The sequence below is a fragment of the Neptuniibacter pectenicola genome, from assembly GCF_001597735.1.
Taxonomy (GTDB): domain Bacteria; phylum Pseudomonadota; class Gammaproteobacteria; order Pseudomonadales; family Balneatricaceae; genus Neptuniibacter; species Neptuniibacter pectenicola.
Genome location: NZ_LUTS01000013.1, coordinates 1 through 24,681 on the forward strand (window position 1 = coordinate 1; position 24,681 = coordinate 24,681).

At 46.2% G+C, this 24,681-nt stretch carries 20 protein-coding genes and 2 tRNA genes; 20 read left to right on the forward strand and 2 right to left on the reverse strand.

Features of this window, described 5'->3' with window-relative positions; translation table 11 throughout:
- Positions 1-265 precede the first annotated feature (265 nt).
- From A3773_RS14565 to greA, 4 genes are all read left to right on the forward strand, one after another.
- Positions 266-1,054 carry a substrate-binding periplasmic protein gene (locus A3773_RS14565; RefSeq protein ID WP_231902218.1) on the forward strand — a complete coding sequence of 263 codons (789 nt, stop codon included), beginning with the start codon at positions 266-268 and terminating at the stop codon, positions 1,052-1,054.
- Between the two features lie 237 nt (positions 1,055-1,291).
- A complete protein-coding gene (gene carA / locus A3773_RS14570; RefSeq protein WP_067987388.1) occupies positions 1,292-2,425 on the forward strand; it encodes a glutamine-hydrolyzing carbamoyl-phosphate synthase small subunit in 1,134 nt (377 codons plus the stop codon).
- A gap of 101 nt (positions 2,426-2,526) precedes the next feature.
- A complete protein-coding gene (gene carB, locus A3773_RS14575; protein WP_067987391.1) occupies positions 2,527-5,736 on the forward strand; it encodes a carbamoyl-phosphate synthase large subunit in 3,210 nt (1,069 codons plus the stop codon).
- Position 5,737: 1 nt separating this feature from the next.
- Positions 5,738-6,214, forward strand: a complete 477-nt coding sequence (greA, locus tag A3773_RS14580) for a transcription elongation factor GreA (protein WP_067987394.1) — start codon at positions 5,738-5,740, stop codon at positions 6,212-6,214.
- Positions 6,215-6,271: 57 nt separating this feature from the next.
- Here the strand turns inward: greA and A3773_RS14585 are convergent, their stop codons facing one another.
- On the reverse strand, positions 6,272-6,574 hold the full coding sequence (locus A3773_RS14585) for a YhbY family RNA-binding protein (RefSeq protein WP_067987397.1): 303 nt from the start codon (positions 6,572-6,574) through the stop codon (positions 6,272-6,274).
- Between the two features lie 125 nt (positions 6,575-6,699).
- Here A3773_RS14585 and rlmE point away from each other — a divergent pair, with 125 nt between their 5' ends.
- The 15 genes from rlmE (at position 6,700) to pnp (ending at position 21,993) form a co-directional block, all read left to right on the forward strand.
- Positions 6,700-7,320: a 23S rRNA (uridine(2552)-2'-O)-methyltransferase RlmE gene (rlmE, locus tag A3773_RS14590; RefSeq protein WP_067987400.1), complete on the forward strand. Its 621-nt coding sequence runs from the start codon at positions 6,700-6,702 to the stop codon at positions 7,318-7,320.
- Between the two features lie 103 nt (positions 7,321-7,423).
- On the forward strand, positions 7,424-9,385 hold the full coding sequence (ftsH, locus tag A3773_RS14595) for an ATP-dependent zinc metalloprotease FtsH (RefSeq protein ID WP_067987541.1): 1,962 nt from the start codon (positions 7,424-7,426) through the stop codon (positions 9,383-9,385).
- Between the two features lie 80 nt (positions 9,386-9,465).
- Positions 9,466-10,323 carry a dihydropteroate synthase gene (gene folP / locus A3773_RS14600; RefSeq protein WP_067987404.1) on the forward strand — a complete coding sequence of 286 codons (858 nt, stop codon included), beginning with the start codon at positions 9,466-9,468 and terminating at the stop codon, positions 10,321-10,323.
- A 10-nt stretch (positions 10,324-10,333) separates the two neighbouring features.
- Positions 10,334-11,680 (forward strand): phosphoglucosamine mutase, encoded by a 1,347-nt coding sequence (gene glmM / locus A3773_RS14605; protein ID WP_067987407.1) that lies wholly within the window; start codon positions 10,334-10,336, stop codon positions 11,678-11,680.
- 45 nt (positions 11,681-11,725) lie between these two features.
- Positions 11,726-12,475, forward strand: coding sequence for a triose-phosphate isomerase (gene tpiA, locus A3773_RS14610; protein WP_067987410.1), 750 nt, complete (start codon positions 11,726-11,728; stop codon positions 12,473-12,475).
- A 15-nt stretch (positions 12,476-12,490) separates the two neighbouring features.
- Positions 12,491-12,871 (forward strand): preprotein translocase subunit SecG, encoded by a 381-nt coding sequence (secG, locus tag A3773_RS14615; RefSeq protein WP_067987412.1) that lies wholly within the window; start codon positions 12,491-12,493, stop codon positions 12,869-12,871.
- A 19-nt stretch (positions 12,872-12,890) separates the two neighbouring features.
- Positions 12,891-12,977, forward strand: a tRNA-Leu gene (locus tag A3773_RS14620).
- A gap of 50 nt (positions 12,978-13,027) precedes the next feature.
- A tRNA-Met gene (locus A3773_RS14625) sits at positions 13,028-13,104 on the forward strand.
- A gap of 194 nt (positions 13,105-13,298) precedes the next feature.
- Positions 13,299-13,757 carry a ribosome maturation factor RimP gene (gene rimP / locus A3773_RS14630; protein WP_067987415.1) on the forward strand — a complete coding sequence of 153 codons (459 nt, stop codon included), beginning with the start codon at positions 13,299-13,301 and terminating at the stop codon, positions 13,755-13,757.
- Between the two features lie 32 nt (positions 13,758-13,789).
- The gene (gene nusA, locus A3773_RS14635) at positions 13,790-15,280 is read left to right on the forward strand and encodes a transcription termination factor NusA (RefSeq protein WP_067987420.1); all 1,491 of its coding nucleotides are present in this window, start codon (positions 13,790-13,792) and stop codon (positions 15,278-15,280) included.
- 27 nt (positions 15,281-15,307) lie between these two features.
- Positions 15,308-17,869 (forward strand): translation initiation factor IF-2, encoded by a 2,562-nt coding sequence (gene infB, locus A3773_RS14640; protein WP_067987423.1) that lies wholly within the window; start codon positions 15,308-15,310, stop codon positions 17,867-17,869.
- Between the two features lie 17 nt (positions 17,870-17,886).
- Entirely contained in the window at positions 17,887-18,288 is a 402-nt protein-coding gene (rbfA, locus tag A3773_RS14645; RefSeq protein WP_067987427.1) for a 30S ribosome-binding factor RbfA, read from the forward strand.
- A 3-nt stretch (positions 18,289-18,291) separates the two neighbouring features.
- The gene (truB, locus tag A3773_RS14650; RefSeq protein WP_067987430.1) at positions 18,292-19,281 is read left to right on the forward strand and encodes a tRNA pseudouridine(55) synthase TruB; all 990 of its coding nucleotides are present in this window, start codon (positions 18,292-18,294) and stop codon (positions 19,279-19,281) included.
- Between the two features lie 140 nt (positions 19,282-19,421).
- The gene (gene rpsO, locus A3773_RS14655) at positions 19,422-19,691 is read left to right on the forward strand and encodes a 30S ribosomal protein S15 (RefSeq protein WP_067987434.1); all 270 of its coding nucleotides are present in this window, start codon (positions 19,422-19,424) and stop codon (positions 19,689-19,691) included.
- A gap of 196 nt (positions 19,692-19,887) precedes the next feature.
- Positions 19,888-21,993, forward strand: coding sequence for a polyribonucleotide nucleotidyltransferase (gene pnp / locus A3773_RS14660; protein ID WP_067987437.1), 2,106 nt, complete (start codon positions 19,888-19,890; stop codon positions 21,991-21,993).
- A gap of 262 nt (positions 21,994-22,255) precedes the next feature.
- On the opposite strand, the gene A3773_RS14665 is transcribed toward pnp, so the two are convergent.
- Positions 22,256-23,656, reverse strand: a complete 1,401-nt coding sequence (locus A3773_RS14665; RefSeq protein ID WP_067987440.1) for an aminotransferase-like domain-containing protein — start codon at positions 23,654-23,656, stop codon at positions 22,256-22,258.
- Between the two features lie 142 nt (positions 23,657-23,798).
- On the opposite strand from A3773_RS14665, the gene A3773_RS14670 reads away from it, so the two are divergent.
- On the forward strand, positions 23,799-24,677 hold the full coding sequence (locus A3773_RS14670) for a DMT family transporter (protein ID WP_067987544.1): 879 nt from the start codon (positions 23,799-23,801) through the stop codon (positions 24,675-24,677).
- Positions 24,678-24,681: the final 4 nt, after the last annotated feature.

The window sequence follows — 24,681 nt, forward strand, 5'->3', positions numbered from 1 at the left end:
GCCGATGGTAGTGTGGGGTTTCCCCATGTGAGAGTAGGTCATCGCCAAGCATTTATTTAGAGAAACCCCGGTTACTATGTAGCCGGGGTTTTTTGCGTCTGGGATTTAGATTTTGGTCTGCGAATGGCGGGGCTATTTAACCGTTTGAGTTGAGCGCGGTGTTGCTTCTAGGTTGATAGGGTTCTTTTTGAGTTGCGTGTGTTTGAGTTTGCCGCCTATACTAAAACTTGTAGGTTCGATGTGCTTTAGTGTTGGAGTTATTTGTTTGAAAAGTCATACGTATTCCTTATTGTTTTTTATTGTTATAGCGTTGTTACCGCTCTCTATTCTTCGTGCGGATGAGTGCAGTACATTAACCGCAACCGGTAATGCCGAGTATCCACCCTATTTGTGGCGAGACCCTAAGGGAGGGAAGCAGCTTTTAGGGGCTAATCAATACGTGGTTGATGAGGTGGCGAAGCGCTTAGGTATTGTCATAGAGTTAAAAGATGTGGGCTCTTGGGCGAGGGCGCAAGAGGCGTTGAAACGGGGTGAGGTTGATCTGTTGGCCGGGGCTTTTTATACAGATTCTCGCCGTCATTATATGGATTATATCTACCCTGCTTTTTTGAATACCACCAGTGTTGTGTGGAGTAAGCCTGGCGTGAGTGATCGTTATCACGCACGCGAAGATCTTATTGGTTTAAAGGGCGTGACGGTTATTGATAACAGCTTTGGTCAAGAGTTTGATGAATATATTAAAGCGAAACTGGATCTGACGTATGTGCCGTCACTAAAGCAGGCGTTTTTGATGTTGAGTCGGGACCGGGCTGATTACATTCTTTACGAGAAAAATCCCGGATTAGTTTATGCAGAGTTGCTTGGTTACAAAGGGCGTTTTGATATTTTAGCCCCGGAGGTGAGTGCTGAAAGTTTATACCTGACAATTTCCCGCCAATCCAAATGTAATACTCCTATGTTTCGAGAGCGTTTAGCTAAGACGATACGGGATATGCAGGCGGATGGTTTTATGGATAAGGCGCTGATACAGGGCTTTGAAAGCTGGCGCCTCTAATTCTGTGAGTTGATTGTTTTTATATGTGTGATAAGGATTTTGCTTAATTATGTGGCTTTTCGCAATTGCGTAATAGACATAAAGCGCCTTTATGACATAGAATACAGCCGGTTTGCCTATAGCAAACCATTTGTACAGATTTCTTAACAAGGAAGCGAGGCTGAATTTCGGTTTGCCTCGCTTTTTTGCACGTATCGTTTCTGATTTTGTTGTTGCGCATTTTGCGGGGAGGTTCAATTGGCGAGACCAGCCATTCTTGCTCTTGAGGACGGAAGTATTTTCAAGGGCGTAGCCATTGGCGCAGACGGGCAGTCTAGCGGCGAGGTTGTATTTAATACCTCTATGACGGGTTATCAGGAGATTCTGACTGATCCATCTTATTGTCGTCAGATAGTCACCCTAACTTACCCTCATATAGGTAATACAGGTACCAATGCCGAGGATGAGGAATCGTCTCGCACTTGGGTTGCTGGCTTAGTTATCCGTGATCTTCCTTTAGTTGCGAGTAATTTTCGTAATGAGAAGAACCTCGATGATTATTTGAAAGATAATAATATTGTGGGTATCGCGGATATTGATACACGACGCTTAACTCGAATCCTTCGTGAGAAAGGTTCATTGAGCGGATGTATTATGGCTGGCGATATCGATGAGGCTAAAGCACTTGCTGATGCTAAATCTTTCCCTGGACTAAAGGGTATGGATCTAGCGCAAGTTGTTACCACGGAAAGTGCTTATGAATGGAACTCATCGACCTGGAAATTAGGGTCTGGTCATGCTGATATTGATCCCGCTTCTCAGCCGTTCCACGTAGTCGCATATGACTATGGGGTTAAACGTAATATTTTACGTATGCTGGTTGAACGTGGTTGTCGCCTGACCGTTGTGCCTGCTAAAACACCCGCATCAGATGTGTTGGCGATGAACCCTGATGGTGTGTTTTTGTCTAATGGCCCGGGTGACCCTGAGCCATGTGATTACGCTATTACCGCTATATCTGAAATCTGTAAAACCCAGATTCCTGTCTTCGGTATATGTTTAGGTCATCAGCTTTTGGCGTTGGCATCCGGTGCTAAGACAGTAAAAATGAAGTTTGGTCATCACGGCGCTAACCATCCAGTGCAAGATTTGGCGGGTAAGCAGGTTATGATTACTTCTCAGAATCATGGTTTTGCGGTTGATGAAGATGCATTGCCGGCAACCTTACGTGCTACGCACAAATCATTGTTTGATGGCTCTTTACAGGGTATTGAACGTACTGATCGTGCGGCGTTTAGTTTTCAGGGACATCCTGAGGCGAGCCCAGGTCCGCACGATGTTGCACCGCTGTTTGACCGTTTTATTGCTGATATGAAAGCAGCTAAAGCGTAAGTCATATGTAACCTAGAAATTAGGTTGTTTGAAACGATACAGGGAAGGTGTGAGTTGTCCGCCTTCCTTAGCTCCTAACTGATACGACTGGTTTAATACCGATGCCAAAACGTACCGATATAAAAAGTATTTTGATTCTTGGTGCAGGTCCAATTGTCATTGGGCAAGCATGTGAATTTGATTATTCTGGCGCGCAAGCGTGTAAAGCGCTACGCGAAGAGGGTTATCGAGTTATTCTTGTTAACTCTAACCCCGCAACAATCATGACTGATCCAGCCATGGCCGACTCTACTTATATCGAGCCTATTAACTGGAAAACAGTTGAAAAGATTATTGCAAAAGAACGTCCAGAGGCGTTGTTGCCTACGATGGGTGGTCAGACAGCCTTGAACTGTGCGCTAGACCTTGAGCGCGAAGGCGTGTTGGAAAAGTATGGCGTTGAGATGATCGGCGCTAATGCGGATACCATCGATAAGGCTGAAGACCGTAATCGTTTTGATAAAGCGATGAAAGCTATAGGTCTTGAGTGTCCACGTGCTGCGATTGCTCATAGTATGGAAGAGGCGCTGCAGGTTCAGGCGCAGCTTGGCTTCCCATGTATTATTCGACCTTCTTTTACGATGGGGGGTACCGGTGGTGGTATCGCTTATAATAAAGAAGAGTTTATCGAAATATGTGAGCGTGGTTTAGATCTATCTCCAACAACAGAGCTGTTGATCGACGAGTCTCTGATTGGTTGGAAAGAGTATGAGATGGAAGTTGTTCGTGATAAAAACGACAACTGTATTATTGTTTGTGCGATTGAAAACTTCGATGCCATGGGTGTACATACCGGTGACTCTATTACCGTTGCACCTGCACAAACGTTGACAGATAAAGAATACCAGATCATGCGTAACGCCTCTTTGGCAGTATTACGTGAGATTGGTGTTGAGACAGGGGGATCTAACGTTCAGTTTGGCGTAAACCCAGTAGATGGTCGTATGGTTGTTATCGAGATGAACCCGCGTGTTTCTCGTTCATCAGCGTTGGCGTCTAAAGCAACCGGTTTCCCAATTGCAAAAGTGGCTGCGAAGTTAGCCATTGGTTACACACTTGATGAGCTGCAGAATGATATTACTGGTGGTCGTACACCGGCATCGTTCGAGCCGTCAATTGATTACGTTGTTACTAAGATACCGCGCTTTACTTTTGAAAAATTCCCGCAAGCCAATGACCGTCTAACGACTCAAATGAAGTCGGTAGGTGAAGTGATGGCGATTGGTCGTACCCAGCAAGAATCACTGCAGAAAGCGTTGCGTGGTTTGGAAGTGGGTGCGACAGGTTTTGACTCTATCATCGATATTGAAAGCGATGATGCGCGCGCTACGATTGTACGTGAAATGAAAGAGCCGGGTGCTGAGCGTATTTGGTATCTGGGTGATGCTTTCCGTATGGGGATGAGCGTTGAGGAGTTGTATGAGATCAGTGGTATTGATCCATGGTTCCTCGTGCAAGTTGAAGACATTATTAAAGATGAGCTTTGTGTCTCTGAGATGACATTATCTGATCTAGATAAAGATGCGGTCTTTAAGCTGAAGCGTAAAGGCTTCTCTGATGAACGTTTAGCTAAGTTGCTTAGCGTATCGGAAAAACAGTTCCGTAAGCATCGTCACAACCTTGATGTTCGTCCTGTGTATAAGCGTGTAGATACTTGTGCTGCGGAGTTTGCATCTGATACCGCGTATATGTATTCCACCTACGAAGAAGAGTGTGAAGCTAACCCAACAGACCGTGAGAAAATAATGGTTATCGGCGGTGGGCCTAACCGTATCGGTCAAGGTATCGAATTTGATTACTGCTGTGTTCATGCTGCGCTTGCTGCACGTGATGATGGCTTTGAAACAATTATGGTTAACTGTAACCCTGAGACTGTTTCAACGGATTATGATACGTCGGATCGACTGTTCTTTGAGCCGATTACGCTTGAAGATGTATTAGAGATAGTACATGTCGAGAAGCCTAAAGGCGTCATTGTTCAGTACGGTGGTCAAACACCATTGAAGCTCGCGGTTGCTCTTGAGCAGGCGGGCGTGCCGGTTATTGGTACATCGCCTGAAGCGATTGATCGTGCAGAAGACCGTGAACAGTTCCAGCAGATGCTTAAACGCTTAGGCCTTAAACAGCCTGAAAACGCGACCGTACGTTCTTTAGAAGAAGCAATTATCGAAGCAGGTAAGCTTGGCTATCCTCTCGTTGTGCGTCCATCTTATGTATTGGGCGGTCGTGCGATGGAGATTGTGTACAAAGAGGAAGAGCTACGTCGTTATATGACAACTGCGGTTCAGGTTTCAAATGATGCGCCTGTATTGCTAGATCACTTCCTTAATGCCGCTGTTGAAATTGATATTGATGCGGTATGTGATGGTGAAACCGTCGTTATCGGTGCCATCATGCAGCATATTGAGCAGGCGGGTGTACACTCGGGTGACTCTGCATGTTCTTTCCCTCCATATAGCCTACCGGCTGATGTGCAGGATGATATGCGTGAGATGATTCGCAAGATGGCGCTTGAGCTGGGTGTTGTTGGCTTGATGAATGCTCAGTTAGCGTATCAAGATGGCGAGATCTATGTGATTGAGGTGAACCCTCGTGCATCACGTACAGTGCCTTTCGTGTCTAAATGCATTGGTGTTTCTTTAGCTAAAATCGGCGCTCAGGTGATGACAGGTAAGTCCCTGAAAGAGCTTGGTTTTACGGAAGAGATTGTGCCTAAGTTATTCAATGTTAAGGAAGCGGTATTCCCGTTCAATAAATTCCAAGGCGTTGACCCTATTCTGTCACCTGAAATGAAATCTACAGGTGAAGTTATGGGGGTAGGTGCGACCTTTGGCGAAGCGTTCATGAAGGCTCAAATCGGTGCGGGTGAAAACATGCCACAAGCCGGTCAAGCGTTTATCTCTGTGCGTAAAGTCGATAAAGAGGGTGCCATGCAAGTGGCGAAGGATTTAGTTGAATTAGGTTTCTCTCTTGTTGCTACACGCGGTACGGCGGCATTATTGGAAGAGAATGGCTTAGCGGTCAAGATCGTCAATAAAGTTAAAGAAGGTCGTCCAAATATTGTGGATATGATCAAGAATGATGAAATTGCCTACATTGTTAATACGACTGAAGGTCGTAAGGCGATTGAGGATTCTGCTGATATCCGTCGCAGCGCATTGCAGCATAAAGTGCCGTATACGACCACTTTGGCAGGTGCTGAAGCGATTACAATGGCCTTACAATACGGCGAAGAGAAAGAAGTGCGTCGAGTTCAGGACATAGGAGCGTAATGTGATTCGAGTACCCATGACAGCTGCAGGAGAGAAGGCACTTCGTGCTGAACTTGAGCAGTTAAAAACGGTTGATCGTCCACGCGTTATTGCGGATATAGCGGAAGCGCGTGAACATGGTGATTTAAAAGAAAATGCTGAATACCATGCTGCGCGTGAGCAGCAGGGCTTTATTGAAGGGCGTATTCAAGATTTAGAATCGAAATTGTCTAACTGTCAGGTGATTGATGTTTCTGCCATTCCTGCGACAGGTAAAGTAATCTTTGGTACGACCGTCACGATTATTAATCTTGATACGGAAGAGACTAAGACTTACCAGATCGTTGGGGATGATGAGGCGGATATCAAAGCAGGGAAAATCTCTGTTAATTCACCCATTGCGCGTGGCTTAGTGGGTAAAGAAGAGGGCGATGTCGTTAATATTCAGACGCCGGGTGGCGCGACTGAATTTGAGATTGATGAAGTCGCTCATCTGTAACAAGCTAAATAAAAAGGGGTGCCAATTGGCGCCCCTTTTTTTGTACAAAGACGGAAATTAACGAAGCAGGTTCGATAATTTAGCATTAGGTTCTAGCGCTTTGCGATAGATGAGGGCGATGTGTCCAATTTCTTGTACTAATTCAGCCTCAACGATAGAGCAGAGTTCGCGTATAATCTCTTTTTTAATCTCTCTGTCGCCCACTGCGAATTTTACTTTGATCAGCTCGTGATCTTCTAGTGCGCGATCGACTTCAAGTTGAACCGCTTCGGTTAAGCCTTTACCTGCTACAGTAACAACAGGGTTTAGTTTGTGGCCAAGAGTGCGATAATGCTTCTTTTGCTCAGGATTCAAGCTCATATTAAAATACGCTGCCTTAAAGTGTTTTGGTGAGCTTAGAGCTCAGAAAAGATAATATATCAATTTTACAACAGTTGTTCGCAGCTTAGTAGCGTACAACGCCTAAATCAGAGAGCAAGTGGTTAGTGGCAAAATCAGCAAGCAGTGAACGTTGGCTAAAAGAACATTTTGATGATCACTATGTGAAACAGGCAAAAGAGCATGGTTACCGTTCCCGTGCGAGTTTTAAGCTTATTGAGCTTGATACAAAAGATAAACTATTCAAACCTGGCATGACTGTGGTCGACTTAGGTGCGGCCCCTGGTGGCTGGTCCCAAGTGGCTGCTGAGCGTGTGGGCGAGAAAGGCCGAGTGGTTGCGTCTGACATCTTGCCGATGGATGGAATGTTCGGTGTCGAGTTTGTACAAGGGGATTTTACAGAGGAGACGGTGCTGCAGCAGATTCTTTCTGCTTTAGGAGATGAACCCGCAGACCTTGTAATTTCAGATATGGCCCCCAATATGAGTGGTATGTCAGCAGTTGATCAGCCTGCGGCCATGTATTTGGTAGAATTGGCCTTAGATATGGCGCGAGAGGTACTTAAGCCCGGCGGAAATTTTGTCGCTAAAGTATTTCAAGGCGAAGGTTTTGATCAGTATTTGCAAGATATGCGTACAAGTTTTAATAAAGTGGTCACCCGTAAACCTGACTCTTCCCGCGCCCGGTCGCGAGAAGTGTATTTATTAGGTAAAGGTTTTAAAGGGTAGACTGTGTTTTTGTGGTCAAGCGTGGCCGCTTAGTATAGTGTTTAGCGTCTCTGAGTAGAACGTAAAGCATAATCAGCAAATTGAGGGTATTCCATTGAATGATATGGCGAAAAATCTGGTTTTGTGGCTAGTGATCGCAGCGGTATTGCTGACAGTATTTAATAATTTTAATGAAAGTGCAGAGTCTCAACGTCTTAGCTATTCTGAATTTGTATCAGAAGTAAAATCTGGAAGTGTAGAAAAAGTCATTATCGACGGTTATACAATTCAAGGGCACCGCAGTAATGGTGAGACATTTGAGACAACGCGACCCGCGCTGCAAGATCCTAAACTTGTTGATGATCTGTTTGCGAATGATGTAATTATTGAAGGTAAACAACCTGAACAGCAGAGTATCTGGACACAGCTGTTGGTTGCCTCCTTTCCTATATTGGTCATTATCGCTGTATTTATGTTCTTCATGCGTCAGATGCAAGGGGGCGGCGGTAAAGGCGGCCCTATGTCGTTTGGTAAATCCAAAGCACGCATGATGGGTGAAGATCAGATTAAAACTACGTTTGATGACGTGGCCGGTGTTGAAGAAGCGAAAGAAGATGTTCGCGAATTGGTAGACTTTCTCCGTGATCCAGGCAAATTTCAGCGTTTAGGGGGACATATTCCCCGTGGCGTACTTATGTCAGGTAGCCCAGGTACAGGTAAAACCCTATTGGCTAAAGCGATAGCGGGCGAAGCAAAAGTACCTTTTTTTACCATCTCAGGTTCCGATTTTGTTGAGATGTTTGTGGGTGTGGGTGCATCCCGTGTTCGCGATATGTTCGAGCAAGCGAAAAAGAACGCACCCTGCATTATCTTTATCGATGAGATTGACGCGGTCGGTCGTCATCGTGGTGTTGGTATGGGGGGCGGTAATGATGAACGTGAGCAAACCCTAAACCAGTTACTGGTTGAAATGGATGGTTTTGAAGGGACTGAGGGCGTTATTGTTATTGCCGCCACTAACCGTCCTGACGTGTTGGACCCTGCATTACTACGTCCAGGACGTTTTGATAGACAAGTTCATGTTGGGCTGCCCGATATTCGTGGACGAGAGAAAATTCTTAAAGTCCATATGCGGAAAGTGCCTTTAGGGGACGATGTTAAGCCTGAACTCATTGCCCGTGGTACACCCGGTTTCTCAGGTGCTGATTTGGCTAACTTGGTCAATGAAGCTGCGCTTTTTGCTGCACGAGGTGGCAAGCGTACCGTTCGAATGGAACAGTTTGAAAAAGCAAAAGACAAAATCATGATGGGCGCCGAGCGTAAATCGATGGTGATGTCTGAGAAGGAACGCTTGAATACAGCGTATCATGAAGCGGGGCACGCGATCGTTGGTCGTTTAATGCCTGAACATGACCCTGTGTATAAAGTGTCCATTATTCCTCGTGGTCGTGCGTTAGGTGTGACTATGTTTTTGCCTTTGGAAGATCGCTATAGTCATAGCCGTCAGTCGATTATGTCCAACATCTGTTCGCTATATGGTGGTCGAATCGCTGAGGAGATGACCTTAGGTAAAGATGGTGTGACTACCGGGGCTTCTAACGATATTCAGCGTGCGACATCATTTGCTCGGAGTATGGTTGCGAAGTGGGGTTTGACTGATGAGATGGGGCCTCTGTTATATGATGAGGAAGAGTCTGATCCGTTTAACCGTGGCTACGGTCAAGGTGCTAAACCGCTTGCAGAGGAAACTCAACGTAAAATCGATATGGAAACGCGTAAGATTATCGATGAATGCTACAAGCGTGCTGAAAAGATCCTCGTAGATAATCGAGATATTCTTGAGTCTATGTGTGCTGCGCTTATGAAGTATGAAACGATTGATAGCAGCCAGATCGATGAGTTGATGGAACGTCAGCCTGTTTCTCCACCTGAAGGTTGGGTTGAGGGCGATGAGAGTGAAGGTGATACGCCTTCCGCGTCGGCAGATGAGTCGGCTAAGCCATCAAGTGATGACGTGGATATGAATGACGATGATGAGGGCGTTGATCCAGATGTACCTGATTCATCAGATAAAAATATCCACTAATTATTAAGTGGATTGAAAAAATAAGGCTGGCTTTGTAACGAGGCCGGCCTTTTTTAATTATTAGAATAAGGCAATATGCTATGCGTGAATTTAAATTCGGCACGCGTACTCTCGATTTATCTTATACCCATACTATGGGCATTCTTAATGTTACGCCCGATTCATTCTCTGATGGGGGTGCTTTATACAGTGGTCGTGACATTCAGCTAGATAAAGTATTGATGCAGGCGGAAAGAATGATTGCCGATGGGGCAACCATGCTTGATGTAGGGGGAGAGTCTACACGCCCGGGTGCAAAACCAGTTTCCCTGCAAGAGGAGCGCGACCGCGTGTTGCCTGTTGTTGAGAAAATTGCACAAGAATTGGATGTGGTCATCTCGGTCGATACCAGTACGCCTGAGATCATCACTGAGGTGGCGGCGTTGGGTGCGGGGCTAATTAACGATGTTCGTGCGTTAGGTCGCGAGGGCGCCTTACAGGCCGCCTCTCGTACCGGATTACCTGTTTGTTTGATGCATATGTTAGGCAGTCCTGCGACAATGCAGGATCGTCCGCAATATACTGATGTTTTAGATGACGTGAGTGATTTTCTTGCGCAGCGTATTCATGCCTGTGAAACTTCAGGGATCAGTAAAGATCGTCTGATTCTTGATCCAGGTTTTGGGTTTGGTAAAACGGTAGAGCATAATCTCAGGTTAATGAACAACCTGTCTACTTTAAAGTCATTCGGTGTTCCGCTGCTCATAGGTACTTCGCGTAAATCGATGTTGGGCGCGGTGTTAGGTCGGGACGTTGATCAGCGATTAGCTGGCGGCTTGGCCACGGTCGTTATGTCGGTGATGCAGGGTGCGGCGATTGTCCGTGTGCATGATGTTAAAGAGACTGCAGATGCAGTAAAAATGACCCGCGCTGTCATGGCGGAAGCGGTCATTAAATAGAGGAAGTAAGATGACAAAACGCTATTTTGGAACTGACGGTATTCGCGGTAGGGTTGGGCAGTTCCCTGTAACTCCAGATTTTGTTCTAAAGCTTGGCTGGGCGGCGGGTAAAGTCTTTGCGCGTGAAGGCTACAGTAAAATTTTGATCGGCAAAGATACGCGTATTTCTGGCTATATGTTTGAATCCGCTTTAGAAGCGGGTTTGTCTGCGGCGGGTGTCGATGTGTTATTGACTGGGCCGATGCCAACCCCTGCGGTGGCGTATTTGGCAAGAACCTTTCGCGCGGATGCGGGCATTGTTATTAGTGCTTCTCATAATCCTTTTTATGATAATGGTATTAAGTTTTTCTCATCGGAAGGAACCAAGCTGCCGGACGAGGTTGAGCGAGCAATCGAAGCGCAGATGGATATTGCGATGACAACGGTTGATTCGTCTGAACTTGGTAAAGCAAAAAGAATTGTTGATGCGGCAGGCCGTTATATTGAATTTTGTAAAGCCACGGCGGGCGGCATCTCGCTAAAAGGCCTAAAAATTATTTTAGATTGTGCGAATGGTGCTACCTATCATGTGGCGCCCTCCGTATTTACTGAATTGGGCGCGAAAGTGGTCGAAATCGCTTCCTCGCCTGACGGTTTAAACATCAATGAAAAGTGTGGGGCGACCGAAACTGCGCGCTTGCGTACCGTTGTGCTGGCTGAGAAAGCAGACTTAGGGATTGCGCTAGATGGCGATGGGGACCGTGTCATCATGGTGGATCAGCATGGAGAGGAGGTCGATGGTGACGAGTTGCTGTTTATCATTGCCGCTCAAATGCGCCGAGAAGGCGTTTTCTCTGGTGGTGTTGTTGGCACGTTGATGAGTAATTTTGGGCTTGAGCAGGCGTTTGCTCGCGAGGATATCCCTTTTATCCGGGCTAAGGTTGGCGACCGTTATGTTATGGAACAGTTGGATGCTAATGATTGGATCTTGGGTGGCGAAAGCTCAGGTCACATTGTTTGTCGTCACCTGACCACAACCGGCGATGGCACTGTTGCAGCACTGCAAGTGCTTAAAGCGATTGTTGAGACGGGTAAAACCTTATCTGAATTGCGGCATGGTATGACGAAAATGCCTCAAACGATGATTAATGTACGGATCGCACAAAAAGTTAATATTGATGAGATTGTAAGTATTCAGCAGGCGGTTAGCGATATAGAGCAGCAACTAGGTGAGCGGGGGCGTGTTTTGTTGCGCCCGTCTGGGACCGAGCCTCTTGTTCGAGTCATGATTGAGGGCGAAGATGCGGATGAAGTCGCTAATTTGTGTCAACAGTTAGCGAGTGATGTCGAAAAAGCCCTGATGATGCTTGAAAGTTAAGTGTAAGCCAGTTAATATTTGCGCCTCTTGAAATAGGGGGTATTAATGCGCAGAGCTTTAGTTGCCGGAAACTGGAAAATGAATGGTAGTACTGACTTCATTAGCGAGCTAATGGCTGAGTTGGTTGCTGGTATTCAGACATCAGATGTTGATGTGCTAGTTTGTCCGCCTGCGGTATACCTGTCCCAAGTAAAGTCGCTTTCGAGCTCACTGATTTCTGTCGGCGCACAGAATGTAAGTGAAAATAGCGAAGGTGCTTTTACGGGTGAGATTTCGCTGTCGATGTTGAGTGATCTAGGCTGTAACTATGTGATCCTAGGGCATTCAGAACGTCGCAGTTTATATGCAGAGAGTGATGCAGTGGTTGCTGATAAGTTTATCGCAACGGTGGCTGCTGGGTTAACGCCGATTCTTTGTGTAGGTGAAACGCTTGAAGAGCGGGAACAAGGTAAGACACTTGAGGTTGTCGGACGTCAATTGAAAGCAGTGATTGATGTGGCTGGCATTGAGGCATTTGCGAGTGCTGTTATAGCGTATGAGCCAATATGGGCGATAGGTACCGGCAAAACTGCAACGCCTGATCAAGCGCAAGATGTACATGCAGCAATTAGAGCAATGATCGCAGAGCATGATGCAAAAACTGCATCAGCCATTCGGATTCTTTATGGTGGTAGTGTTAATGCGAGTAATGCGGCTGAATTGTTCGCAAACGATGACGTTGATGGAGGGCTAGTAGGTGGAGCTTCTCTTAAAGCAAATGATTTTATTGCCATCTGCCATGCGGCAGGTGCATAAATAGACGGTTAAACAATGGAAACAGTAGTTCTGATTATTCATGTGTTGTTGGCAGCGGCTGTAATTGGTCTGATCCTGCTGCAACAGGGCAAAGGTGCTGAAGCTGGTGCCTCTTTCGGTGCAGGTGCTTCCCAAACTGTTTTCGGTAGCTCAGGTAGCGGTAACTTTCTGTCACGTATGACAGGTTTTGTTGCTGCCGGTATTTTTGCAACAAGCTTTGTTTTAGCTATTTACGCTAAAGACAAAGCAGAATCTATTAGTGATGCGGGTATCCCAACAGCAACTGTTGTTGAAAGCCAGGCACCTGCGGTACCAACTGAACCTCAACTTCCAGCATTGGAAGCAGAAGGTGCAGCGCAAAAGCCAGCTGAATCTGATATTCCAAAAGCTGATTAATAGATTGAAAAAGTTTGATGCCCAAGTGGTGGAATTGGTAGACACGCTATCTTGAGGGGGTAGTGGCCGTCAGGCCGTGCCGGTTCAAGTCCGGCCTTGGGCACCATTAATCTTGATTAAGGTCGCTGGTACATATACAATTTGCACCAGTTTTGATGCGGGGTGGAGCAGCTTGGTAGCTCGTCGGGCTCATAACCCGAAGGTCGTTGGTTCAAATCCAGCCCCCGCTACCAACCTTATTTAACGTAAGGCCCCTTTTTAGGGGCTTTTTCGTCAGTGAATTACAGCACCCGAATGATGTGTGTTGTAGGTCGGGAATGGGTCATTAGACCCATTTTTTGTTTGTGAAATTTGTGAATGCTTGGGTTAACTTATTGAAACTTAAGGGTCAAGCATCGAACTAAGTGTTAGTACGGGTGGGTTGTTCGTGTCAGCGAAAATGAAACTGTTACAAGAGTTAATTGAACCGTCGGTTATTGCGTTGGGGGTTGAGCTCTGGGGTATTGAGTTTCTCTCACAGGGAAAACACAGCACCTTAAGGGTGTACATTGATTCTGAAGAAAACGGCATTACCGTCGATGATTGCGCAAAGGTAAGTCATCAGATCAGTGGCATTATGGATGTTGAGGACCCCATCGCTGGGAATTATACCTTAGAGGTATCTTCGCCAGGTGTGGATCGTCCGTTATTTACTTTAGAGCAATTTGCGGCCTATGCCGGTTCTCATATTCAATTACGGTTACGTATTGCGTATGAAGGGCGTCGCAAATTTAAAGGTATCTTAAATGGTATTGAAGGCGACGACATTCTTGTCGTTGTTGATGAAGAAGAATATATGCTGCCGATTGAGTATATCGATCGGGCAAACATTATCCCTCAGTTTTAATATAGATCTGAGGTCTTGGGTGAGGCAGAGGCATGAATAAAGAGATTCTGTTGGTAGCGGAAGCAGTTTCTAACGAAAAAGAAGTTCCGAAAGAAGTAATTTTCGAAGCTATCGAAGTCGCATTAGCAACAGCGACCAAAAAACGTTATGACGAAGAAGCTGATATTCGCGTAGTAATTGATCGCGCAACAGGCGATTACGAAACATTCCGTCGTTGGTTAGTGGTAACCAACGAGGTTGTACCTGCACTAGGTACAGAGTTGACAATGCAGGAAGCTGAAGAGATTGATACAGCACTGCAGCCAGGTGATATCCACGAAGAGCAGGTTGAGTCTGTTAAGTTTGGTCGTATTGCAGCGCAAACGGCTAAGCAAGTTATCGTACAGAAAGTACGTGAAGCTGAACGAGCAAAAGTGGTTGAGCTATACCGTGATCGTCAAGGTGAATTGATCTCGGGCAGTGTCAAAAAAGTTACACGCGATAATATTATAGTAGACCTAGGTAATAACGCTGAAGCGTTACTGCCCCGTGATCAATTGATTCAGCGTGAAACGTTCCGCATGGGCGACCGTGTACGTGCTGTGTTACTTGAAGTGCGTTCCGAAGGACGTGGGCCTCAGTTAATTATGAGCCGTGCGTGCAACGAGATGCTGATTGAGTTGTTCCGTATAGAAGTGCCTGAAATATCGGAAGAGGTTATCGAGATTCGAGCCGCTTCACGTGATTTAGGTTCCCGTGCGAAAATCGCGGTGAAAACCAATGATGGTCGTATCGACCCTGTTGGTGCTTGTGTAGGTATGCGAGGTTCTCGTGTACAGGCCGTATCAAATGAGTTGAACGGTGAACGTGTTGATATTGTATTGTGGGATGACAACCCTGCGCAGCTCGTTATTAATGCTATGGCACCGGCTGAAGTTGCATCGATCGTTTTAGATGAAGAAACTCACTCGATGGATGTTGCGGTTGCTAGTGAAAATCTTGCAATGGCAATCGGTCGTAATGGACAAAACGTGCGTTTAGCCTCCGAGCTGACTGGCTGGGAACTTAACGTTATGACGGAAGAAGATGCACAGAACAAGCATCAAACTGAAGTCGGTTCGGTTATCGGTCAATTTGTTGATCATCTCGATGTAGATGAAGATGTTGCCGAAGTATTAGTTGGTGAAGGTTTCACTACACTGGAAGAGGTTGCTTATGTTCCAGTTGATGAGATGCTTGAGATCGACGGCTTTGATGAGGATATCGTCAACGAATTGCGCAAACGTGCTAAAGATGCACTGCTTAACTTGGCGATTGCCAATGAAGAGCAACTAGATAAAGCAGAACCCGCTGCAGATCTTCTCGAAATGGAAGGAATGGATAAGCACTTAGCCTTCATTCTTGCCGCTCAAGGTATTATTACCATGGAAGATTTGGCAGAACAATCTATTGATGATTTGATAGATATAGAAGACCTGGACGAAGAACGAGCCGCAGCGTTAATCATGACTGCTCGTGCTCCATGGTTTGCAGAAGAAGAGTAAGGTTAACGGAAGAGGAGCCCCTTAATAATGGCCGAAGTAACAGTAAAACAACTCGCCGAAATGGTTGGTGTTTCCGTTGATCGTTTGCTCGAGCAAATGAAGGAAGCAGGTATATCAGGTAAGAATGATGTCGCTGAAGTATCAGAATCAGAGCGTCAGACATTGCTTAATCACCTTAAACGTAGTCATGGTGAAGATGCAGCAGATGGTGAGCCAAAGAAAATCACCTTAAAACGTAAAACAACCTCACAGCTTAAAGTTGCAGGTTCATCCGGTAAGAAGAAAACCGTCAATGTAGAAGTACGTAAAAAGCGTACCTACGTTAAGCGTTCTGAAGTTGAAGGCGGTGATGAACAGGCTGAAAGCGTTGATGAAGCAGCATTAGAAGCACAGAAAGCTGAAGAGCTACGTTTAGAAGAAGAGCGTAAGCAGAAAGAAACTGAAGAGAAAGCAGCACGTGAAGCCGCAGAAAAAGCGGAGAAAGAGCGTGAAAGCAAACAAGAGCAGAGCCGTGAACAAGAAGAAGTTGATGTTCAGCGCAAGCAGAAAGAAGCTGACGAAGCGGCGCGTCTAAAACGTGAAGAAGAAGCAGAAGCTCGCCGTCGTAAGGCTGAAGCTGAATCTGAAGCACGCTTTAAAGCTCAAGAACAAGCTAAGAAGAAAGAGCCAGCATCACAGGATAATAATCGTCGCGGCAAAGGTAAGAATAACCGTGGTGATAACCGCAATGATAACCGTCGTGGCGGCAAAATCAGCCGTAACCGCGGTAAAAACGGGCGTCCTCTTTCTAATAAGCCAAATGAACACGGCTTTAAAGAGCCAACGACTCAACAGGTTATTGACGTTAGCGTTCCTGAGAGCATCACCGTTGCAGAATTAGCGAAGAAAATGAACGTTAAAGCTGCCGAAGTGATTAAGGTTATGTTTGGTATGGGCGCTATGGCGACTATTAACCAAGTCATCGACCAAGAAACAGGGATGCTTGTTGTAGAAGAGATGGGTCATACGCCAATCGCACTGCAGGAAAATGCGGTGGAAGAAGCGTTGATAGAAAGTATTCAAGCAATGCAGGGTGAGCGAGAAAGTCGTGCACCGGTTGTTACTGTTATGGGTCATGTTGACCACGGTAAAACATCATTGTTGGACTTTATTCGTTCCTCTCGCGTTGCGTCTGGTGAGTCGGGTGGTATCACTCAGCACATTGGTGCTTACCATGTAGAAACTGATAACGGCATGGTTACATTCCTTGATACACCGGGACATGCTGCCTTTACGGCGATGCGTGCACGTGGTGCGTCTGTAACGGATATCGTTATCCTTGTTGTCGCTGCAGATGATGGTGTAATGCCTCAGACTGAAGAAGCGGTACAGCATGCTAAAGCGGCAGGTGTGCCGCTTGTTGTTGCTGTCAACAAAATTGATAAAGAACAAGCTGACCCTGATCGTGTTAAAAATGAGCTTGCGGCATTGGATGTTATCCCAGAAGAATGGGGTGGTGAGAACCAGTTCGTTAATGTCTCTGCTAAAACAGGTCAAGGTATTGATGAGTTGTTAGATGCAGTATTGCTGCAGTCTGAGATCCTTGAGCTAACAGCGGTCCCTAATGCGCCAGCACAAGGTGTTGTTGTTGAGTCGCGTCTTGATAAAGGACGTGGTCCAGTTGCAACGGTACTGATTCAAAACGGTACCTTGGAAAAAGGCGATATCGTGCTTGCTGGTCTACATTACGGTCGTATTCGTGCGATGCTGGATGAGAATGGTAAACCGATTCACGGTGCAGGTCCTGCTATCCCGGTTGAGATTCAAGGCCTAGATGGTACGCCAAACGCAGGTGATGAATTCACTGTTGTTAGCAGCGAGAAGAAAGCACGTGAGATTGCACTGTTCCGTCAAGGTAAATACCGTGATGTGAAATTGGCGCGTCAGCAGAAATCTAAGCTCGAAAACTTGTTTGCTAACATGCAAGCAGGGGATGTTAAAACCTTTAATATCGTCCTTAAAACAGACGTACGTGGTTCATTAGAAGCCCTCACTCACGCATTAGAAGATCTATCGACTGATGAAGTTAAAGTGAATATCGTTTCTGGTGGCGTTGGTGGTATCGCTGAAACAGATGCTAACCTTGCAGTTACCGCATCGGCATTGATGGTTGGTTTCAACGTCCGTGCTGACCAGCAAGCGCGTCAGGTCATGGAGCGCGAAGGTATTGAGCTTCGTTATTACAGCGTGATCTACGATATTATCGATGACGTTAAGCAGGCGATGGGCGGTCTTCTGTCACCTGAATACCGTGAAGAGATTGTTGGTATTGCTGAAGTACGTGATGTATTTAAAGCGCCTAAGATCGGCCTTGTTGCTGGTTGTATGGTGATCGAAGGTACAGTCTTCCGTAACAAGCGTATCCGTGTACTACGTGACAACGTGGTTATTTATGAAGGTGAACTAGAGTCTCTACGTCGCTTCAAAGATAACGTAAACGAAGTGCGTCAGGGTATGGAATGTGGTATCGGCGTTAAGAACTACAACGACGTTAAAGTAGGAGACCAAATTGAGGTCTTCGATACGGTCGAAGTTCAACGTACACTTTAAGGTAATAGATAACCTTTATGGCACGCGATTATAGTCGTACATCAAGGATTGCAGACCAGCTCCAACGGGAGCTGGCTAAGCTTATCCAGTTAGAAATCAAAGATCCTCGTCTTGGTATGGTGACCGTTAGCTATGCCAAGGTGAGTAAAGATCTTGGCTATGCAGATGTCTACATCACCGTCTTACCGCTGAACGGTAAAGATGAAGATGAGGCGATAGTGGACTCACTTAAAGTGCTTAACAATGCCGCAGGCTTCCTGAGAGGGGCGTTGGCTAAAAATGTTAAGTTACGAGTGATGCCGCAACTGCGCTTCCATTTCGATGAAACTATCGAACGTGGTCGCCATCTGCACCATCTGATTGAGGCGGCAGTTCGCCAAGAAAATCAGAATTCAAATAACGACACCGACGGAGAGTAATACGTGGGTCGTCGTAGAAACCGAGGCCGGGCGGTCGACGGTGTATTTTTGTTAAATAAACCGCCTGGTATCTCTTCTAATTTTGCTCTTCAACAAGTGCGTCGCCTCTATGGCGCAGCCAAAGGTGGACATACAGGCGCTTTAGATCCTTTAGCAACCGGTATGCTACCGATCTGTTTAGGTGAAGCGACGAAGTTTTCACAGCACCTGTTAGATTCAGATAAACGCTACATCACCACCGCAAAACTAGGGATAAGAACAGACTCTAGCGATGCTGATGGTGTCGTTGTTGAAGAAAAACCTGTACCCACTGATCTCACTGATGCGCAGATTGAGCAATTTCTCGTTGAGCATTTTAGCGGTGAAATTGAACAAGTGCCGTCGATGTTTTCTGCCTTAAAGCATAAAGGCCAGCCGTTGTATAAATTGGCGCGTCAAGGCATTAAGGTCGAGGTTAAGCCCCGCAAAGTCACGATTCACGAGATCAAAATGACGGCCTTTCGAGGTGATGAAATTGATCTTGAAGTGTATTGCTCAAAAGGGACTTACATCCGTTCAATTGTCGAAGATCTAGGCCACCTTATAGGCTGTGGAGCCCATGTAAAAATGCTGCATCGAAAGGATGTCGGCGCATTTACTGCGGATCAGATGATGACATTGGATGAGCTGCGTCAAAATGTACCGGAAAATGCCGATGAAGACGCGCTAAAAGGCATACAAGTTGAACTAGATAAGCTATTATTGCCAGCGTGGGCCGCCGTGGCAGATTTGTCGGCAGTCCAGTTAGATCAGGCACAAACGACACGGGTTCTTCATGGCCATCATGTGTCGTTGAGTGAAGCGCAAACGCATGAGTATAACGTAGGTAGTTTAGTGCGTTTGTTTGCGGCGGCAACGGAGAGTGAGCCTGAACGGTTCCTTGGTGTTGCGGAGGTAAGTGACGAGGGTGTCTTTAAACCTAAGCGACTTATCTGTACCGCAGGCGATCAATAGGGCTGATCAAATAGAATTTTTTAGGTGTCAAACGAGGCCTAAATTATGTGGCGTTGTACTGAAAATATGCTCGGTGCATCGTTTCTTTTAAATCCGGCGACTGCGTAACAGTCGTGTGCATATTTTTTAGGAGAAGTAACATGGCATTAACTGCTGAGAAAAAAGCGGCGATCGTTACAGATTTCGCTCGCGCTGAAGGCGATACTGGTTCCCCAGAAGTTCAGGTAGCATTGCTAACTGCTAACATCGAAGGTTTACAGGACCACTTCAAAGTGAACAAGCATGACCATCACTCACGTCGCGGTCTAATCCGCATGGTAAACCAGCGTCGTAAGCTGCTGGATTACTTGAAAGGTAAAGATGCAGATCGTTACCTAGAGTTGATCAAGCGTCTAGGTCTACGTCGCTAAGTTAGTGTGAATTCCTCGGGGCCATACAATGTATGGCCCTGATTTTATCTGAGGCAGTAAAATAGTTAACAGTTTCATCCCGCCTGTACTTCAATAAGCTTTTGTGTTGTTTGGAAAAGAGTTTATTGGAGTACTGGCACTACTTAGGTATGGATGTTAACTAGCTGCGGCCTCATCCACTTTTAAGGAAATTATTGTGTTCCAAGTAACTACTAAAACATTTCAGTTTGGTGGTCAGGAAGTAACTATCGAAACTGGTCGCGTTGCGCGCCAGGCGACAGGTGCTGTTCTGGTCAAAATGGGCGGTAACGAAGTACTTTGTACGGTTGTTGGTGCAAAAGAAGAAAAACCAGGTCAAGGTTTCTTCCCGTTATCCGTTCATTACCAAGAAAAATACTACTCTGTTGGTCGTATTCCTGGTGGCTTCTTTAAGCGTGAAGCGCGTCCATCTGAAAAAGAAACACTGACATCACGTCTAATCGACCGTCCAATTCGTCCATTGTTCCCGAAAGGCTACATGAACGAAGTACAGGTTGTTTGTACTGTAATGTCTGCTGATAAAAAGAATGATCCTGATATCGCTGCAATGATCGGTACATCCGCTGCACTTGCGATCTCTGGTATTCCATTCCAAGGTCCAATCGGTGCTGCTCGTGTAGGTTTCACTGAGCAAGATGGTTATATTCTTAACCCAAGCTATGAGCAACTTGCTACGTCTGAACTAGACATGGTTGTTGCGGGTACGGCTGACGCAGTGTTGATGGTTGAGTCTCAAGCGCAAGAGCTTTCAGAAGATGAGATGCTAGGTGCTGTTCTTTTTGCTCACCAAGAGATGCAAACGGTTGTTGCGGCGATTAACGAGCTATCTGCTGAAGCAGGTAAAGAAGCGTGGGTATGGACGCCGAAAGAAAAAGACGAAGAGCTTGTTGCTAAAGTACGTGCTGAAGTTGCTGAAGGTATTGCAGCTGCGTACCAAGTTGCAGACAAAATGCAGCGTCAAAACGCATTAGCTGAGCTTCGCGCTAAAGCGGTTGATGCATTGTGCGGTGATGAGGAAGGTCAGCCTTCTGCAAGCGATGTGTCTAGCATTGTTAGCTCACTTGAAAAAGAGATCGTACGTGCGCGCATCGTAAGCGGCGAACCACGTATTGATGGTCGTGATAATAAAACTGTTCGTGCTATTGATGTACAGATCGATGTACTACAAGGTACTCATGGTTCTTCATTGTTCACTCGTGGCGAAACGCAGTCTATTGTTACATGTACTTTGGGTACTGCACGTGATCAGCAGATCATCGACGCAATCGAAGGCGAGCGTAAAGACCCGTTCATGTTGCACTACAACTTCCCTCCATACTCTGTAGGTGAATGTGGTCGTATGATGGGTGCTGGTCGTCGTGAAATCGGTCATGGTCGTCTAGCCCGTCGTGGTGTTGCTGCGGTTCTACCAACACAAGAAGAGTTCCCATACACAATCCGTATCGTATCTGAGATCACTGAATCAAACGGTTCAAGCTCTATGGCGTCGGTATGTGGTGCATCTCTATCGATGATGGATGCGGGTGTTCCTCTTAAAGCGCCAGTTGCGGGTATCGCAATGGGTCTTGTTAAAGAAGAGAACGGCTTTGCTGTCCTAACTGACATTCTAGGTGATGAAGATCACTTAGGTGATATGGACTTTAAAGTGGCAGGTACTGAAACGGGTATTACTGCACTTCAGATGGATATCAAAATTACAGGTATCACTGAAGAGATCATGGATATCGCGCTTGAACAGGCATATGAAGCACGTGTTCATATCCTTAAAGAGATGGCTAAAGTTATCGGTTACGCCCGTCCAGAGCTTCCAGATAATGCGCCTGCATTGACTCAGCTTAAGATCAATCCTGAGAAGATCCGTGACGTTATCGGTAAAGGCGGTGCAACTATCCGTGCACTGACTGAAGAGACTGGCGCATCTATTGATATCGAAGATGACGGTACGGTTCGTGTTTATGCGGCTGATAAAGCAGCAGCAAAAGCCGCTACTGATAAGATCCTAGAGATCACAGCAGAAGCAGAGATCGGCAAAGTTTACGAAGGTAAAGTTGTTCGTATCGAAGACTTCGGTGCGTTTGTTAACATCTTACCGGGTAAAGATGGTCTTGTTCATATTTCTCAAATCGATAACAAACGTGTTGAGAAAGTAACTGATTACATCCAGATGGATCAGATGGTTAAGGTTAAAGTTCTGGACGTAGACCAGCGCGGCCGTATCAAGCTATCTATGAAAGATCTAATTGCTGACAATGAAGTAAGCTAAGCATTGCTGCATAACACTTAGCTTCGGCTAAGATGGATTAAAAAACCGCCTTTGGTAACATTGGCGGTTTTTTTGTGCTGATTTTTTACCAACGGTGTGATGGATAAACGCCGAGTCTGTTGTTGACGGGGTTTAGTGGTTGATAACTTATCCCATAAATCTGTGGATAACTTCGTTAGTAGTCTGAGTGTCGATCGCTGTAAGCTTCTGATAGTAAGGGGTGTAGAGAATTGGTTATATTTTTATCAGCGGTGGAAAACGCTTAAAATTTATCCATCATTTCGCCTAATTTTGCGATCGCAGTGAGCTGTTCGTTACTTTGAGTGTAATGGGCATAGCAGAGTCGGATATGGTGATTGAAGCGGTTATCTGCACAAAAAAGATTGCCTGGGGATATACCGATTCCTGCGGTTAAGGCTTGTTGAAATAGCTGATCACTGGCGACCCGCTCAGGTAGAGTAAACCACTGTAAAATACCGCCTTGCGGTTTTATGAACATCGTTTCTTTGGGCCAGAGGCGGCGGACATCCTCTGTCAACATATCAACCCGTTCACTGTAGCTTCGACTGACTTGAGCTAAGTGACGTCGATAGCGCCTCCCTACCAATAGTTCACTGATGGCTTGCTGTGTAATGGCTGGGCACGCGATATTCGTCACAAACTTATAGTAATTGATCTTGTCGTAGTAGCGCCCGGGAAGCACCCAGCCGAGTCGAATATCTACATCGACAGTTTTGGAGAACGAGCCGCAATGGAGTACCCGCTGTTCGGTGTCTAAGGCTTTAAGGGGCGTAGGCCGTTGCTGGTTATAGCTAAGCTCAGCGAAGACATCATCTTCAATGATCGGGATATCCCAGCGGTTAGCAATATCGATAAACCGTTTTCGGGTGGGCAGGTCTAGGTTAAAGCCCAACGGATTATTAAAGCTTGGGTTGGTGAGTACTGCTTTAATTGACCATCGGTTGAGTGCGCTCTCTAAGGCATCCAGATTTGTCCCTTGAATGGGATCTGAGGGCAGTTCGATCACCTTTAGGCCTAACGCCTCTATGCATTGTAGGGTCCCGTAGTAGCAGGGAGACTCTACTGCAATGGTGTCCCCAGCTTCGGCAACCGCGCGAAGGCAGAGCGAAACCGCTTCTTGTCCCCCCTGAGTGATAACAATATCTTCACTGTTGCAGGTAAGCGAGGTGGTATTGAGGTGGTCGGCTAAGGCTGTGCGCAACCCCGGATCGCCTGGGGGTGTACTGTAGTGGCTCCTACGTCGGCTATTTTCTAACGCCCAACGGCGGGCGGTTTTCGCCAGTCGTTGATAATACCAATTAACGGTTGGCCAGCGTGAATCGGGGTAAGCAGAGCCAAGTGCTAAGTTGCCGGGTTGATTGGCCGCTCCGAGCACGCTGAAGGCTGTTGCCCCGAGTTTGACCTTTCTCGGCGCGAGTGTGGGGCTGTGCTTCTGTTGGGCTAAGACGAAAAAACCGTGTCGAGGTTTGGCCTGTAAGAGTTTTAAGCTTTCGAGTTCGGTGAGTGCACGAATAACGGTGTTTTTGCTTAGCTGATATTGCTGACTTAAAGTTCTGATTGACGCTAATCGAGACCCCGGCGGGAGCTCTCCCTGCTCAATACGTGATTGGAGTTGTTGTACTAATTGTTCATATCTTTTCATGGGTACAGCTTACTTTAATTTACACCTAAGTTCATATTATCTTAATCTGTACCCTTTTATTTCATCGTTACGTGTCCCTTTTCCATCTTGGCGCGAGTCTTTAAAGTGGGTCCCCATCATGAGAATGCTAGGTGAGGGCGTAATGCTGACGAGGCAACAAAAACTGACATTAGTCCCGTGGGCTTTTGTGGGTATCTGGAGTACGGGCTTTATAGGGGCTAAATATGCGGTGCCTTATATGGAGCCATTCAGTGTTTTATTTTTGCGGATGTTACTTACCTTGCTGGTGTTTGCTGCGCTTCTGTTTTGGCGTAAACCTAAGTGGTGCTCAGTGAACCAAGCGGGCCATCAAATGGTGGTGGGTTTTCTTGTGCATGCGTGTTATCTGGGGGGCGTATTTGTTGCAATTGATTGGGCGCTGCCTGCGGGCATTACATCGTTAATTATGGGGATTCAGCCGCTCTTAACTGCATTAATCGGTTGGTTGTGGATAAGTGAGCGCTTACATAAGATACAGTGGTGTGGGTTGCTGTTAGGGTTTATGGGTGTCTTGTTAGTGGTCAGCCAGAATGGTGCTCAGAATACGGACGTGGCCGGTTGGGATGCATGGATGGCCGCTATTATTGCCTTATGTGCTATCTCTATTGGTACGCTGTACCAAAAACGTTTTGGCGGTGGCGTTGATCTGATGGTCGGTGCTTTCTATCAGTATTTAGTGACCGCGGTTGTTATGGCCTTGCTTGCTTGGCAGTTTGATTCCGGCGAGGTGATTTGGAGTTGGCCGTTATTTGGGGCGGTGTTGTGGATGGTATTAGCCCTATCGGTGACGGCGATTTTGCTGTTTCTTGTGATGATTCGAGAGGGTGAAGCCAGTAAAGTTGTGAGTTATTTTTATCTTGTTCCACCGCTCACCGCGCTAGAGGCGTGGTTGCTTTTTGATGAGACATTGAATATTTATGCGCTATGCGGGATTGGCGTTACGGTGGTGGGCGTTTATCTGACGGTTAAGCGCAGAGTATAGATTA

Excerpts from the sequence above, each read along its gene's own strand:
- carB (WP_067987391.1), top strand. The coding sequence starts at position 2,527 with ATGCCAAAACGTACCGATATAAAAAGTATTTTGATTCTTGGTGCAGGT.
- A3773_RS14585 (WP_067987397.1), bottom strand. The coding sequence starts at position 6,574 with ATGAGCTTGAATCCTGAGCAAAAGAAGCATTATCGCACTCTTGGCCAC.
- ftsH (WP_067987541.1), top strand. The coding sequence starts at position 7,424 with ATGGCGAAAAATCTGGTTTTGTGGCTAGTGATCGCAGCGGTATTGCTG.
- folP (WP_067987404.1), top strand. The coding sequence starts at position 9,466 with ATGCGTGAATTTAAATTCGGCACGCGTACTCTCGATTTATCTTATACC.
- glmM (WP_067987407.1), top strand. The coding sequence starts at position 10,334 with ATGACAAAACGCTATTTTGGAACTGACGGTATTCGCGGTAGGGTTGGG.
- tpiA (WP_067987410.1), top strand. The coding sequence starts at position 11,726 with ATGCGCAGAGCTTTAGTTGCCGGAAACTGGAAAATGAATGGTAGTACT.
- secG (WP_067987412.1), top strand. The coding sequence starts at position 12,491 with ATGGAAACAGTAGTTCTGATTATTCATGTGTTGTTGGCAGCGGCTGTA.
- nusA (WP_067987420.1), top strand. The coding sequence starts at position 13,790 with ATGAATAAAGAGATTCTGTTGGTAGCGGAAGCAGTTTCTAACGAAAAA.
- infB (WP_067987423.1), top strand. The coding sequence starts at position 15,308 with ATGGCCGAAGTAACAGTAAAACAACTCGCCGAAATGGTTGGTGTTTCC.
- rbfA (WP_067987427.1), top strand. The coding sequence starts at position 17,887 with ATGGCACGCGATTATAGTCGTACATCAAGGATTGCAGACCAGCTCCAA.
- rpsO (WP_067987434.1), top strand. The coding sequence starts at position 19,422 with ATGGCATTAACTGCTGAGAAAAAAGCGGCGATCGTTACAGATTTCGCT.
- A3773_RS14665 (WP_067987440.1), bottom strand. The coding sequence starts at position 23,656 with ATGAAAAGATATGAACAATTAGTACAACAACTCCAATCACGTATTGAG.
- A3773_RS14670 (WP_067987544.1), top strand. The coding sequence starts at position 23,799 with ATGCTGACGAGGCAACAAAAACTGACATTAGTCCCGTGGGCTTTTGTG.